Genomic DNA, 15,682 nt, shown 5'->3' with positions numbered 1-15,682 from the left:
AAGAATGCATTTAATTCAAAGCATTTTTTTGCTAAAATGAAACTCAATAATAGAAAGAGGCACAAAAAATACAATGAAAACTATAGGTATTATTGGAGGCGGATCATTAGGTCTGTTGTTTAGCGCGTATTTATCAGATTGTTATGATGTAACCTTGTACACGAAAACACAAACTCAAGCAGAGTGTATCAACAAAAATGGAATTACCTTACATAGACAAGGGGAACATCACCCTAAAAAAGTCAGTGCTATCCCTCTGGAAAAAAACATAAAAGAAGCAGATTTAATCATTATTACTGTAAAACAGTATCATTTAAAAGAGATTATTCCTAATATAAAAACCCTTACTATACATACTCCCCTTTTGTTTATCCAAAACGGTATGAGCCATATTGAAGTTCTCAAAAACCTTCCGCAACGCAATCTCTATTTGGGTACAGTTGAACATGGGGCAATGCGTACAAATATGTGCAGCGTCCATCATACAGGAATAGGAACAACCCGTATTGCTTCGTACAGAGGAGAAATGGAGTCTATCTTACCAATTGTGAATTTTCCTTGGGTGATTGAAACAGATTGGTATGCGATGCTGGTGAAGAAATTAGTTGTAAATGCGCTCATCAATCCTCTTACGGCGCTGTATCGCGTGAAAAATGGGCAGCTGATTCACAACAGCTACTTTTATAAAACGATGCGTCTATTGTTTGAAGAGATTGCGGATGTATTAGAACTAGGTTCAGCTTTTAATTATTGGGAAAATGCGCTGGGGGTTTGTTCGCGCACAAGTACAAATCAATCTTCTATGCTAAAAGATATACAGGAGGGGCGGCAAACAGAAATTGATGCTATTTTAGGTTATATCCAAACACAAGCTGCTGAAAAAAGAACGTCGACACCTATTGTTGACTTTTTATATGGGTCAATAAAAGGAATCGAAGAAGAAAAGGGTGATTAACATGGGAAGTTTTATTGCTGGAGTTTTTGCGACGTTTGTCACTCTGCCGCTCGTCGGTTTTTTTATTCTATACATGCTTTTACGCAAACTGACGAAAAATAAAAGGAAATCTGTCCACATAGCAACATACATTACTACGGTTTTTCTTATTTTGTCCGTGCATTATGCAGCTGTGGAAATTTTCGGGCACTCTTTTTTGTGGTTGATTGCGTTAGTCCTTTTAGTTGTAGCAATGATTATGATGTTTGTACATTGGAAAGTCAAACATGACTTAGAAATGAAGCTCATTGCGAAAGGGTTCTTTCGGATGAATTTCGTTTTGTTTCTTATTGCACATATTGTGTTAAATATAGGTGGGATCGCTTTTCGTATTTCCTCTCTGTGAAGCATGTTACTAGACGTGAGCAGTTACATTATGGATAATGAAGCTATATGTAGAGAATATAAGTATTAGGAAAAGAAAGGAAGTTCTTTCATGGAGATTACAGACGTCTCTTTAAAGGCGGGAAACAAACTAACGAACGATTACATAAAAGGTGAAAAGCAAGCACTTTCCTTTTTTCATTATAATATACACGAAAAAGACGTATATGAAAAACGTTTAACAGATGTTCAAAAGCAGTCTTATCCAAGAGAACAACTTGCTGAGTATCTGCTTGATTTTAATAAGCGCTACGGAGCATCTTCTAAGACGATTGAAAATATTGAAAAGCTAAAAGAGCCTAACAGCGTAGTGGTCGTTGGAGGTCAGCAAGCGGGGCTGCTTACGGGTCCTTTGTACACAATTCATAAAGTGATTTCGATTGTGCTGCTAGCTAAACAACAAGAAGAAGCTTTAAACGTGCCCGTGCTTCCGGTATTTTGGATTGCTGGAGAAGATCATGATTTTGCTGAGATCAATCATGTATACACAGAGCATAAAAATCAGCTTTTAAAGAAAACGTTAAAGCATTCTTTAAAGAAAAAGCAAATGGTTTCCCAAATCGAACTAGATCATGAGGCCTGTAGAAGCTGGGTTCGTGATGTTTTTCAAACGTTTAACGAAACGGCGCATACAAATCAGGTGTTACACTTTGTTTTAGAGGCCTTAGATAAATCACGTACCTATGTCGATTTCTTTGCTCATTTGGTTACCACAATGTTCGCAGAGTCAGGTCTTATTTTAATGGATGCAGCTTCTAAAGAAGTGCGTAGCATTGAATCTTCTTTCTTTGTGACGTTAATTGAACAAAATGACAAATTATCGTCAGCCGTTATGAAGCAGCAAACAGAGATCCAAAAACAATACGGACGAATGATTGAAGTGGGAGAAGAAACTGCCCATCTCTTTTATTCACACAACGAAAACAGAGTACTTTTAGAAAGAGATGCAGAACAAAAGCAGTTTGTTGGAAAGCAAAATGAACTCGCGCTGTCTAAAGAAGAGCTGGTTCAAATTGCTAAACAAACGCCCGAGCTTCTTAGTAATAACGTTGTGACTAGGCCTCTTATGCAGGAGTACTTACTTCCTACCCTTGCGTTTATTGCAGGTCCCGGGGAAGTAGCGTATTGGGCAGAGCTTGAAAAAGCATTTTCTTTATTTAGCTTTAAAATGCCTCCCGTGGTCCCGAGGTTATCCTATGCAATCGTAGAAAGACATATCGAGAAGTATATGGATGAACTTCAGTTAGACCTTTCGAACGTAATTAACGAAGGCGTAGATGCAGAGAGGGAGCACTGGCTTAAGACAGAAGTTCACAACCCGTACGAAATGTATTTTGAAAAAGCGAAAGAAGATTTCGAAAAAATTCATAAAACTCTTCGTGAAAATATTCAAAAAGAAGACAAAACATTTGATGAAGTAATGCTTAAAAATCGAGCGATTATTCAAAAGCAGTTTGAAACCATTCAAAAGATTGTCGAATCCAAACAGCTAATTAAGCACGATGTGAAGCATTCAAAATATGCTCAAATTGAACTTGCTCTTCGTCCCTACAATGCTCCACAAGAACGCATGTGGAATATTATGTATTATTTAAACGGCTATGGTATGCAATTTGTGTCAGATTTACTAAGTGCTGAAGTCGAATTAAATCACCAGTTAAAAGTCTGTTATGTCTAATAAAATCCTGCTGAAAAGCAGGATTTTTATTTTGGAAAAGAGAACAAGTCTACAAGGTGAATATAAACCAATTGGATCCTCATAAGGTATTTATTTCTAATTACACAAAAAAACCTTATATTCCTGACATTTTATTCTACGAATATGTCCTACTTTTAACAAAATGACACTATTTGTGACAAAAAGACAAAATTCTACTTAATTCTTATATAAATAGCTGAAATAATGTTGAACTTTGATATATAATATAAACGTGTATATATATCAAAGAAAAACACCGTTTTTTGCTTTTTGTATACATAACTAAGTAGTTTAGAAAGAAGTAGGTGTCATAATGTTTAATCACACAACTGTTTTGCTTAAAGAAGCAGCGGAAGGCTTAAATATTAAGCCGGATGGAGTATATGTCGACTGCACGCTTGGCGGAGCAGGTCATAGTGAATATATCGTAAAACAGCTATCAGAAAAAGGGAAATTAATTGCGTTTGATCAAGATGATGTCGCTCTTGAAAATGCAAAACAGAAATTAGCCCCGTATCTAGACAGAGTTATTCTAATTAAAAGTAATTTTCGCTATTTAAAAGAGCAGCTAATGAAACACGGAATTGAAGAAGTAGACGGAGTACTGTTTGACCTCGGCGTCTCGTCTCCTCAGTTGGATACACCAGAGCGAGGGTTCAGCTTTCATCATGATGCCCCGCTTGATATGCGCATGGATCAAAACTCAATGTTTTCTGCGTACAACGTAGTAAATGAGTGGCCTTATGAAAAGCTTGTGAAAATCTTTTTCCAATATGGAGAAGAAAAATTTTCAAAACAGATTGCCCGCAAAATTGAAGCATATCGAGAGTCTAAACCAATTGAAACGACGCTAGAGCTGGTCGACCTTATTAAAGATGGTATTCCAGCACCAGCTAGACGAACAGGCGGACATCCGGCAAAACGGATTTTCCAGGCTATTCGAATTGCTGTAAATGATGAGCTTCAAGTATTTGAAGATGCAATTGAACAGGCTATGGATGTTATTAAAAAAGGTGGACGTGTAAGTGTTATTACCTTCCATTCACTTGAAGACCGAATTTGTAAAGTAGCGTTTAAAAATGCAAGTACGGTTCCGCAGCTTCCTCATGGACTGCCGGTTATTCCAGAAGAATTTAAACCTAAAATGAAAGTTATTACAAGAAAACCTATTTTACCTTCAGAAGAAGAGGTAGAAGAAAATAAGCGAGCGCGTTCGGCAAAGCTTCGAATTGTTGAGAAATTAGTGTAATCAAAGGGTTTAATCAAAGAGGAGGGGACGAGAATGAACAATGTAGCATACAAAGTGAGAGAGCAAGATCAGCAGCAGAAGCAGCAAAAGACGGTACGTCAAGTTGTTCGAAAGACAAAAAGAAAAATCACGGTTGGTGAAAAAATTGTGTATTCTGGATTTGTCGCACTCATGCTGTTTGGGTCTGTGCAAATCATTTCAAATCAATCTTCGCTTTATAGCATCAGTGAAGAAGTGCAATCACTCGATGGAAAGATTGACAAGCAAGAAGCAAAAAACAATGAGTTAAAATTACAGGTAACAGAGTTAAGTGCATACGATCGTATTTGGACAAAAGCAAAAGAACTTGGACTAAAATTGAATGAAAATAACGTAAAAGTCGTTAACGATTAATTGTGATGACTACGCCAAGAAAAAATAGCAATATTAGTACAGGAGCAGCAATATTAATTTTAATATTTGCATTGCTCTTTTTTGTATTAGCCATCAGGTTCTTTTACATCCAAGCGACGGGCAAAGCAGACGGAGAAGCTTTAGCCGAAATTGCACAAAAACAGCATACGCGAACGTCCAAAATTGAAGGACAGCGCGGTACGATTTACGATCGAAATGGAGAAGCAATCGCACAAGATACGGGTGCTTATACGGTTGTCGCGATTTTGAAGGAATCGCAATCAGAAGATAAAAATCATCCACAGCACGTGGTAGACCCTGAAAAGACGGCTAAAAAGCTAGCGCCGTTATTAAATATGGACGAATCAAAAATTGAAAGCATGTTAACGAGAGGAATTAAAAGGGAAGCATTCCAAGTCGAACTTGGTCCCGGAGGCCGTGACATTGATAACGTGCTAAAGCAAAAAATTGAGAAATTAAATCTCCCAGGTATTACGTTTTTACGTGATTCGAAGCGTTTCTATCCAAACGGTGTATTCGCCTCAAGTATTTTAGGATATGCACAAAAAGATGATACGGGTAAAATCGTAGGGAAAATGGGAATTGAAAAAGTATTTGATAAGCAGCTTTCTGAAGAAGATGGATATGTAAAATACGAAGCTGCTAAAAATGGAATTAAGCTTCCAGATCCAAAAGAGTCGATTGTAGCTCCTAAAAATGGAGACAGCGTCACGCTTACGATTGATGAAAAAATTCAAACGTTTTTAGAGGATGCAATGACAGCTGCTGCTAAAGAATATAAACCGGAAGAGCTAATGGCAACGGTGGTGAATCCGAAAACCGGTGAAATTTTGGCGATGTCAAACCGCCCTTCATTTGACCCAAATATTCGTGATATCACTTCTTATCGTAATCCGTTTGTTGAAAATAGCTATGAACTTGGTTCAACGATGAAAATCTTTACGCTAGCGGCAGCGATTGATGCAGGCGTCTATAACGGCGAAGACCGCTATCAGTCCGGATCTTATAAAGTAACGAAAAACAGCGTTCCGATTAACGATCACAACGGTGGTGTCGGCTGGGGAGCTATTACATTTAATGAAGGAATTCAAAGGTCTTCAAATGTAGCGGTCGCCATTTTAGCCAATGAAAAATTGGGCACCGACCGTTTGTATAAATACTTGGACAAGTTTGGTTTTATGGATAAAACGGGAATTGACTTGCCAAACGAAGCCTCTAGCAAATTGGTAACGAAGTACCCGAGAGATCGAGTAACCACTGCGTTTGGACAGGCGTCTGCTTTTACGCCTATTCAAGAAATTCAAGCGGCTACTGCTATTGCAAATGACGGGAAAATGATGAAGCCTTACGTGATTAAACAAGTAGTCGATGAAACAAATAAAAAAACGATTAAGAAAACGAAACCTACCGTAGTAGGACAACCTATTTCTAAAAAAGCAGCAAACGAAACGCTAGATATTTTAGAAACCGTTGTTTCTTCTGATGACGGAACAGGGAAACCTTACGCGATTGAAGGATACGATGTCGCTGGAAAGACGGGAACAGCTCAAATTCCTGGTCCTAACGGAGGTTACCTGCATGGGCACGGGAAAAATTTCATTTCCTTTATGGGCTTTGCACCTGCTAAAGATCCAAAGCTGCTTGTCTATGTAGCCGTTAAAAATCCAACTCTCACGCCTCAAGAGACGGGTACTGCGCCGCTTACGGCTGTATTTAATCCGGTGATGAAAAACAGCCTGCAGTATTTAGGAGTGGAGCCTCAAAAAACGGATGAAGACGGAAAGGAAACGGAAGAAAAGAAAGTGGATTCAGAAATCACGCTTAAATCTTACGTTAATGAATCAGTTGATAGTGCCGTGAAAGACTTAAAACAAAAAGGACTTGTTCCTGTTGTAATAGGTAAAGGAGATACGGTAGAAAGCCAATCACCGACCTCTGATACTATTGTCACTGGTCAACGCGTGTTCATTAAGACAAACGGAAAAGCCACAATGCCTGATCTAACAGGTTTTTCACATCGTGACGTTATTCGCTTTAGTGAATTTGTCAACGTTCGACCTAGCGCACTTGAAAATGGTTATGTTGTAAGCCAAAGTATTAAAGCAGGAGATCCGCTAAAAGCAGGAACGTACCTGAAAGTGGAACTTGAAACACCTAAAGAATTTTCAAGCACGTTAAACAAGTTAAAAGAAACAGAAAAAAGTGAATCTGACAGTAAAAAAGACGATAAGCAACTTGACTAGAAAATAAGTTCTAGTGAATCCTGTACAAGCATATATTGGAACGAGCCGATTCAGAGGAGGTTCTAATATATGCGGGTATCAGGAGTCACAGTTCGTAAAAGGCTAGCCATTGTTTTGTTTGTCGGTTTTATTGTGTTTTTGATTATTGATACAAGGCTTGGATATGTACAGTTGCTGACTGGGGATACGCTAACTGAAAAAGCCAAAGACTTATGGAGTCGGAATATTCCTTTTGAACCAGAAAGAGGAAAGATACTAGATCGCAATGATGTGGCACTTGCTACAAATAAAAGTGCACCGACCGTTTTAGTTATGCCAAGACAAGTTGAAAATCCAGCTGTTACGGCTGAAAAGTTAGCAAAAGTACTGGGAGCATCAAAAGAAAAAGTATATGAACAAATAACAAAAGCTTCTTCTAGCGTATATTTACGCCCTGAAGGAAGAAAGATTTCACATGCGAAAGCAAATGAAGTGCGAAATTTAAATTTAAAAGGCGTATACATAGCTGAGGATTCTAAGCGGTACTATCCGTTTGGAAGTTATTTGTCGCATGTATTAGGCTTTGCGGGAGTAGATAATCAAGGTTTAACAGGCCTTGAATTATATTATGATAAAGAGCTAAAAGGACAAAAAGGTTCAGTTAAATTATATTCTGATGCTAAAGGTAAAAAGATGCCCAATATAGCTGATGACTACACAGCACCTGTGGACGGGTTGGATTTGAGGTTGACCATTGATTCACGTGTGCAAACGATCATGGAGCGTGAGTTGGATAATGCTCAGACAGCTTATAACCCAGATGGTATGATTGCCATTGCCATGAATCCTAAAAACGGTGAAATTTTAGGTATGTCAAGTCGTCCAGGCTTTGATCCGACGGATTTTAAAAATGTGAAGCCAGAAGTGTATAATCGCAACCTTCCAATCTGGAGCATATATGAGCCCGGATCAACGTTTAAAATTATTACACTGGCAGCTGCTCTTGAAGAAAAGAAAGTGGATTTACTAAAAGACCAATTTTACGATGATGGAGCCGCGGAAGTTGGGGGAGCGAGACTTCGCTGCTGGAAAAAAGGCGGACATGGACAGCAGTCTTTTTTAGAAGTTGTACAGAACTCATGTAACCCTGGTTTTGTGGAGCTTGGGGAACGTTTGGGAAAAGATAAATTGTTCAAATACATTAAAGAATTTGGTTTTGGTCAAAAAACAGGTATTGATTTACAAGGGGAAGCAAAAGGGATTTTGTTCCCGCTTGATCGAGTAGGACCGGTTGAACAAGCTACAACAGCTTTTGGGCAAGGGGTTGCTGTTACGCCTATTCAACAAGTAGCTGCTGTTTCCGCAGCCGTAAACGGGGGAACGCTTTATGAACCTTATATCGCAAAAGAGTGGGTGGATCCAACTACTGGAAAAGTTGTAAGCAGTCATAAGCCGGTGGCTAAGCGAAAAGTTATTTCCGAGGAAACGTCTAAGCAAGTGCGTTTTGCGCTTGAAAGTGTAGTAGCACAAGGAAGCGGAAAAGGAGCTTTTGTGGAAGGATACCGCGTTGGTGGAAAGACGGGTACAGCCCAGAAAGCTCAAAATGGAAAGTATTTAAAAAATAATCACATCGTTTCTTTTATTGGTGTTGCACCAGCAGATAACCCTGAAATTGTCGTGTATGTTGCGGTTGATAATCCAAAGGGCACCATTCAGTTTGGTGGAGTTGTAGCAGCTCCGATTGTAGGTAAAATGATTGAAGACAGTTTGCGCGTGATGGATGTTAAGCCGCGTAAAGGACAAATTGAAAAAGAGTTAACGTGGCTGGACACACCAATGATAAAAGTACCAAATGTCGTAGGAATGTCAAAAAAAGAGTTACAAGAACAGCTACTTAATTTAAAATTAGATGTGAGTGGCGAAGGAGATAAGGTGGTCAAGCAGTCTCCTGCAGCCGGAACGAAAGTTAAAGAAGGCGAAACGGTTAGAATTTATATGGGAAAATAAAAATCTATATAAACCATTATTCTTCCTTGCATGATAATCAGCAGGTTTCTCTGCTCGTGAACATGAAATCAACAAATAAGCCTTGGGGGTGTTCCCTCCGGGCTTCTTTTTCTGTAAAATGTAATAGGTTAGGTGCTAGAAAAAGAGGGATAGTTGCCATAGCGTCTTATAACAAACGTTTCACTTTACAAATAGAGAGGACATGGTAGGAATGGATTTACGAGAACTACTAACACATTTACATGATTTTGTTCAGCTTCCTGAACAGAATATTGATATTACATCAATTGAAATGGATTCAAGAGAAGTTAAGCCCGGAGCATTGTTTATTTGTATAGACGGCTATACGGTTGATGGCCATAGCTTTGCACAGATGGCTGTGGAAAAAGGGGCAGTAGCAATTTTAGCAGAAAAGCCTGTGGATGTAGAAGTGCCTGTTGTACGTGTGAAAAGTACAAAGCGAGCAATGGCAGTACTAGCAGATGCTTTTTACAATCAGCCCACACAAAAAATGCATTTAATTGGTGTAACAGGAACAAATGGAAAAACAACGATTACACATTTAATTGAGCATATCTTTAAATCACAACATAAAAAGACGGGTCTAATTGGAACGATTGAAATTCGTATTGGTAATACGTCGTACGATGTGAAAAACACAACTCCTGAATCGCTGACGCTTCAAAAAACATTTCATCAAATGGCCGAGGAGAATGTAGAAGTAGCGATGATGGAAGTATCATCTCACGCGCTTGACTTAGGACGCGTACACGGGTGCGATTTTGACGTGGCGGTATTTAGTAACTTAACGCAAGATCACCTGGACTATCATCATACAATGGAAGATTATCGTCGTGCGAAAGGGTTGCTATTTGCACAACTAGGAAATGCTTATAACCATAATCGTCCTAAATTTGCTGTTCTTAATGCCGATGATGCGGCAACTGAAGAATATATTAAAAACACGGCTGCTACAGTGATTACCTATGGTATTGACCGTGAAAGTGATATTCGTGCAACAAATATTCAAATTACAAACAGTGGCACAACGTTCGACTTGACAACACCGACAGAAACGGTTCGTGTAGAAATGAAGCTTATTGGGAAATTCAGCGTCTACAACGTATTAGCCGCTACGGCTGCATGTTTAGTATCAGGTATCCCTCTGTCAGTTATTGTCGAGGAAATAAAAGTGCTAGAAGGCGTATCTGGCCGTTTTGAAGTGGTTGATGCGGAGCAAGATTTTACGGTTATCGTTGATTATGCCCACACGCCGGACAGTTTAGAGAATGTGTTAAAAACTGTAAAAGAATTCGCAAAACGCAATATATATGTTATTGTTGGTTGTGGCGGAGATCGAGATCGTACAAAACGACCAATCATGGCTCGGATTGCAGCTGAATACAGTTCACAAGCTATTTTGACATCTGATAATCCACGAAGTGAAGATCCATTAGCTATTTTGAAAGATATGGAAGAAGGCTTGGAGACAGATAACTATGTGACAATTGCTGATCGTGCAGAAGCTATTCGCTATGCAGTTGAAGCAGCGCATGCAGATGATGTTATTGTCATTGCTGGAAAAGGGCACGAGACCTATCAAATTATTGGTAAAAAAGTATTCGATTTTGACGATCGAGAAGTAGCACGCAAAATGATTGAGGAGCGAAAGTAGTAATGAAATGGGTAGAGAAAAAAATGAGTCGGTATGAGTTGGAAGTTAAGGAGGGAACATCGTGCTAGAACAATCAATTTTATTGACAATCGGCGTAGCCTTTTTGATTACGGTTGTATTGTCGCCGATTTTTATTCCCTTCTTAAGAAGATTAAAGTTTGGTCAAAGTATTCGTGATGAAGGCCCGAAATCTCACCAGAAAAAATCAGGTACACCTACAATGGGCGGTATCATGATTTTATTATCTATTATTGTGGCAACTCTTATTATGGTCAATCAATATGCAGAACTTACATATAAGACGTTTCTATTATTATTTGTCACAATCGGATTTGGTTTATTAGGATTTTTAGATGATTTTATAAAAGTAGTGTTAAAGCGTAACCTTGGATTAACATCTAAACAAAAGTTTTTAGGGCAGGTTGTCATTTCAATTATTTTTTACTTTATTGCAAGACAGTTTGAGTTTTCAACTGAAGTGACGATTCCAGGAATTAAAGACCCAATCGATTTAGGTTGGTTTTATGTTGTTTTCCTCATCATCTGGCTTGTTGGTTTTTCAAACGCGGTCAACTTAACGGATGGATTAGACGGACTTGTCTCTGGTACAAGTGCGATTGCTTTTGGTGCATTTGCAGTTCTTGCTTGGAATGCTGAGCAGTTTGAACTATCTATTTTCTCAGTTGCTGTAGTAGGAGCTGTGTTAGGATTTTTAGTTTTTAATGCCCATCCTGCAAAAGTATTTATGGGGGATACGGGTTCTTTAGCGCTAGGAGGAGCTATCGCTACGGTGGCTGTCTTAATGAAAATGGAATTCTTGCTTGTCATTATCGGTGGTGTATTTGTCATTGAAACACTATCGGTTATTATTCAAGTCGCATCTTTCAAAACAACAGGAAAACGTGTGTTTAAAATGAGCCCGCTTCATCATCATTACGAGCTAAGCGGCTGGTCAGAATGGCGCGTAGTTATGACTTTTTGGGCTGTAGGACTATTATTTGCAATGCTTGGAATTTATATCGAGGTGTGGATTTAAATGAAATCAGTCAATACGTATCAAGGTAAACAAGTACTTATTCTAGGATTAGCCAAGAGCGGTTTAGCAGCTGCTCAGCTAGTTAAACAGCTTGGTGCTAAAGTAGTCGTTAATGATCAAAAACCGTACGAAGAGAACGTAGCAGCACAGGAATTAGAAAAAACGGGCATTGAAGTTGTCTGTGGACATCATCCGCTTGAGCTTTTAAACAGAGCGGATGTTATTGTAAAAAACCCTGGGATTCCGTATTCAAATGTTCTGTTGCAAGAAGCATTAAAGCGAAATATTCCGATTTTAACAGAAGTAGAATTAGCTTATGAAATTAGCGAAGCTCCTTTTATCGGAATTACGGGAAGCAATGGGAAGACAACAACAACAACGCTAATTTATAAAATGTTAGAAGAAGATCAAAAGCAGCCGTTGATTGCTGGAAATATTGGAACAGTAGCTTGTGAAGTAGCGCAAAAAGCAACAAAGGACAATGTAATTGTAACGGAGCTTTCTTCTTTTCAGCTGATGGGAATTGAAAAATTCCGTCCGAAAATCTCTTTATTATTGAATTTGTTTGATGCTCATTTAGACTATCATGGCACAAAAGAGGAATATATCAAAGCGAAAGCAAATCTCTTTAACAATCAAACAAGTGAAGACTTTGCCGTTATTAATGCGGATGATGAGCTAGTGATGAAAGCTAGTGCAGATGTTAAAGCGACAAAAGTACCTTTTTCTGTTACAGCTCAAACGACAGAAGGAGCGTATATTAAAAACGAAACAATTTTCTTTAAAGATGAAGAAGTGATGTCGTTAAAAGATGTGGTGCTACCAGGCAAACACAATCAAGAAAACATTTTAGCAGCTGTATCCGTTGTGAAGCTGTACGGCTGTTCAAATGAAGCTATCTACCGCGTGCTCACAACGTTTGCTGGTGTTAAACACCGCGTTCAATACGTGACGACGATCAACAAACGTAAGTTTTATAATGACTCTAAAGCTACGAATATGCTTGCTACAAAAGTAGCTCTTTCCGCTTTTTCGCAGCCGACGATTCTACTTGCAGGTGGACTCGATCGCGGCAATGAATTTGATGATTTAAAAGAAGAGTTTAAAAATGTGAAAGCTGTTATTACGTTTGGTGAAACGGCTCCTAAAATTGAACGCGTAGCAAAAGAAGTGGGAATACAAATTGTAAAACGTGTCGATAATGTTAAACAAGCAGTTTCAGAAGCATATGCTTGTTCAGATGAAGAAGATGTTATTTTATTATCTCCTGCTTGTGCAAGCTGGGATCAATTTAAAACTTTTGAAGAACGTGGTGACATCTTTATTGAATCTGTGCATAAACTGAAATAAGGGCTTGTCTAAACACCTAGAAAATACACTAGCCCTAATCTATTTTTAGAGGTGTGTGACAGTGTCGACAAAAAGGTCTACCCCAGATTTTTTTCTCATAATCGTTACGCTTTCCTTGCTAACCATCGGCCTTATCATGGTATACAGCGCAAGTGCGGTATGGGCTACATACAAGTTTGATGATTCTTTTTTCTTTGCTAAACGCCAGCTCTTATTTGCAGGGCTTGGAGTATGCGCTATGTTTGTCATCATGAATATTGATTATTGGATGTGGCGTACATGGGCGAAGCCAATTGTAATCATTTGCTTTGTTATGCTGGTACTTGTATTGATTCCGGGAGTAGGGCTAGTACGGAATGGGTCGCAAAGTTGGATAGGAGTTGGAGCGTTTTCGATTCAGCCTTCAGAATTTATGAAGTTTGCTATGATTATATTTTTAGCGAAATATTTATCAGAAAACCAGAAGAAAATTACATCCTTTAGAAAAGGAATGTTACCGGCGTTATTACTGGTTTTCTTACCGTTTGGCATTATTATGATGCAGCCGGATTTAGGAACGGGAACGGTGCTTGTTGGAACTTGTTTAGTAATGATTTTTGTTTCAGGAGCAAAAGTAAGTCACTTTGCAGGCCTGGGGTTGCTTGGTGTTGCCGGTTTTGTAGGGCTTGTTTTATCGGCTCCTTATAGGATTAAACGCATCACCTCATTTTTAAATCCTTGGGAAGATCCGCTTGGAAGCGGGTTTCAAATCATTCAATCTCTTTATGCAATTGGGCCGGGGGGATTGCTTGGATTAGGGTTAGGGCAAAGTAGACAAAAGTTCTTTTATCTGCCGGAGCCGCAAACTGATTTTATTTTTGCCATTCTAGCAGAAGAGCTCGGGTTCATCGGTGGAACACTCGTTCTACTTTTGTTTAGCTTATTGCTTTGGAGAGGAATTAAAGTAGCGCTCGGAGCACCTGATCTTTACGGAACATTTTTAGCCTTAGGAATTATTTCAATGGTTGCGATTCAAGTCATGATTAATATAGGCGTGGTAACAGGTCTTATGCCTGTTACGGGAATTACGCTTCCATTTTTAAGTTACGGGGGATCATCGCTGACGCTCATGCTGGCAGCAGTTGGAGTTTTGTTAAATGTTAGTAGATATTCTCGCTATTAATTGAAAAAAATTGTATAATGTCAAGTAGGCAATGGTCTACTGAAGTAAACCGTCATCTTAAATCCAAGTGCACGCCGGATTTTGTTGGCGGTTTATTTTCGATTTTTTACAGGTAGATGATATTTTTGTATGAAATGTTTTTAAAATGTAATGTTGTGATAACCAAATTTGAGTCCAACTATGGTATGATGTGTAAGGTTAAATATTTTATCTTAGTGATTAGGTGAACGTATGTGCACTTATGAGCGTAGCGTTTTTTTATGACTGTCAGCATGTGTTTAACTTCTAAATGAAAAACGATAAAAAAACAATCAAAAATTACTTTATATAGCAGATGAACGTACATTCTATGGGTGAATGTCATACGATAAATAAAAATGATGAAATTGACAACAGAATAGAGTGCCTTCGTAGAAAAAAGGTATCTTACAAGGTGCTGCTGCTTAGTTATGAATCTGTTCTTATTATTCTTATGCATTAGAAGTAAGAGCGCATTGACATGAAAGTTTTATAACAGCAAAGAGGGTTTTAGGAGGTTCTTATGGAAGCGTTAGTAAAAGAGTTAGTCGAAGCGAATATTGGAAAGGTTCGTGAAAATGAACCGCTAGCAAAACATACAACAATGAAAATTGGTGGTCCAGCAGATGTGCTTGTAGAACCTGATTCTGTTGATCACTTAAAAGTTACAATGGATATTATTAAAAAACACGGCGTAAAATGGAGAGCGATTGGTCGAGGTTCTAATCTTCTTGTTTCTGATAAGGGAATCGAAGGTGTGGTTATTAAGCTCGGAGCCGGATTAGATGATTTAACAGTAGATGGAGAGACGGTTACTGTAGGTGGGGGATACCCTAGCATCAAGCTTGCAACAGTTATTACAAAACAAGGTCTGTCTGGATTGGAGTTTTCAAGTGGAATTCCTGGATCTGTGGGAGGCGCTGTCTATATGAATGCAGGCGCCCATGGTTCTGATATGTCTCACGTAGTTGAAAAAGCGCTGATTTTATTTGAAGATGGCACTCTTGAGTGGCTGACAAATGAAGAGCTTCAATTTTCGTATCGTCATTCAATTCTACAAAAAGATCGTCCTGGAGTATGTGTGGAAGCCGTGCTGCGTTTGAAAAAGGGAACGAAAGATGATATTGTGGCGGTCATGCAGAAAAATAAAGACTATCGCCGCGAAACACAGCCTTGGAATTTCCCTTGTGCAGGAAGTATTTTTAGAAATCCGCTTCCAAATTATGCAGGAGACTTAATTGAAAAGTCCAACTTAAAAGGTTTTTCCGTGGGCGGTGCGCAAATTAGTGAGCAGCATGCGAACTTCATTGTCAATACAGGAGATGCAACGGCTTCAGACGTGCTGAATTTAATTGCTCACGTTAAGAAGACAATTAAAGAGAAATTCGATATTGATATTCATACAGAAGTTGAGATTATCGGTCGCTAATTACTCAGCCCGTCGCTGTATGGTTATGCGTGAAAAGGTAGCT

Annotated in this window: 12 protein-coding genes; all 12 read left to right on the top strand. The window is 38.8% G+C overall.

Annotation, left to right across the window (positions count from 1 at the left end):
• Positions 1–73 precede the first annotated feature (73 nt).
• The 12 genes from M3225_RS03410 (at position 74) to murB (ending at position 15,639) form a co-directional block, all read left to right on the top strand.
• The gene (locus M3225_RS03410) at positions 74–955 is read left to right on the top strand and encodes a 2-dehydropantoate 2-reductase (RefSeq protein ID WP_251391123.1); all 882 of its coding nucleotides are present in this window, start codon (positions 74–76) and stop codon (positions 953–955) included.
• Position 956: 1 nt separating this feature from the next.
• Positions 957–1,340: a DUF3397 domain-containing protein gene (locus M3225_RS03405; RefSeq protein WP_013058968.1), complete on the top strand. Its 384-nt coding sequence runs from the start codon at positions 957–959 to the stop codon at positions 1,338–1,340.
• A gap of 90 nt (positions 1,341–1,430) precedes the next feature.
• Complete coding sequence (gene bshC, locus M3225_RS03400; RefSeq protein WP_251391121.1) at positions 1,431–3,056, top strand: bacillithiol biosynthesis cysteine-adding enzyme BshC; 1,626 nt, start codon at positions 1,431–1,433, stop codon at positions 3,054–3,056.
• A 334-nt stretch (positions 3,057–3,390) separates the two neighbouring features.
• Positions 3,391–4,326 carry a 16S rRNA (cytosine(1402)-N(4))-methyltransferase RsmH gene (gene rsmH, locus M3225_RS03395; protein WP_251391119.1) on the top strand — a complete coding sequence of 312 codons (936 nt, stop codon included), beginning with the start codon at positions 3,391–3,393 and terminating at the stop codon, positions 4,324–4,326.
• Positions 4,327–4,359: 33 nt separating this feature from the next.
• A complete protein-coding gene (ftsL, locus tag M3225_RS03390) occupies positions 4,360–4,719 on the top strand; it encodes a cell division protein FtsL (protein ID WP_013058965.1) in 360 nt (119 codons plus the stop codon).
• A gap of 5 nt (positions 4,720–4,724) precedes the next feature.
• Positions 4,725–6,983 (top strand): penicillin-binding protein, encoded by a 2,259-nt coding sequence (locus M3225_RS03385; RefSeq protein ID WP_251391118.1) that lies wholly within the window; start codon positions 4,725–4,727, stop codon positions 6,981–6,983.
• A gap of 69 nt (positions 6,984–7,052) precedes the next feature.
• Entirely contained in the window at positions 7,053–8,969 is a 1,917-nt protein-coding gene (locus M3225_RS03380) for a stage V sporulation protein D (RefSeq protein WP_251391117.1), read from the top strand.
• Positions 8,970–9,180: 211 nt separating this feature from the next.
• A complete protein-coding gene (locus tag M3225_RS03375) occupies positions 9,181–10,644 on the top strand; it encodes a UDP-N-acetylmuramoyl-L-alanyl-D-glutamate--2,6-diaminopimelate ligase (protein WP_251391116.1) in 1,464 nt (487 codons plus the stop codon).
• A gap of 61 nt (positions 10,645–10,705) precedes the next feature.
• Positions 10,706–11,680, top strand: coding sequence for a phospho-N-acetylmuramoyl-pentapeptide-transferase (gene mraY, locus M3225_RS03370; RefSeq protein WP_013058961.1), 975 nt, complete (start codon positions 10,706–10,708; stop codon positions 11,678–11,680).
• Positions 11,681–13,030 carry a UDP-N-acetylmuramoyl-L-alanine--D-glutamate ligase gene (murD, locus tag M3225_RS03365; RefSeq protein ID WP_251391115.1) on the top strand — a complete coding sequence of 450 codons (1,350 nt, stop codon included), beginning with the start codon at positions 11,681–11,683 and terminating at the stop codon, positions 13,028–13,030.
• A 61-nt stretch (positions 13,031–13,091) separates the two neighbouring features.
• Positions 13,092–14,192, top strand: coding sequence for a stage V sporulation protein E (gene spoVE / locus M3225_RS03360; protein WP_251391114.1), 1,101 nt, complete (start codon positions 13,092–13,094; stop codon positions 14,190–14,192).
• 541 nt (positions 14,193–14,733) lie between these two features.
• A complete protein-coding gene (murB, locus tag M3225_RS03355; RefSeq protein ID WP_013058958.1) occupies positions 14,734–15,639 on the top strand; it encodes a UDP-N-acetylmuramate dehydrogenase in 906 nt (301 codons plus the stop codon).
• Positions 15,640–15,682: the final 43 nt, after the last annotated feature.

The organism is Priestia aryabhattai (assembly GCF_023715685.1).
Classification (GTDB): domain Bacteria; phylum Bacillota; class Bacilli; order Bacillales; family Bacillaceae_H; genus Priestia; species Priestia aryabhattai_B.
The sequence above is the reverse complement of the archived record's forward strand: the minus strand, read 5'-3'. Positions and strand labels throughout refer to the sequence as shown.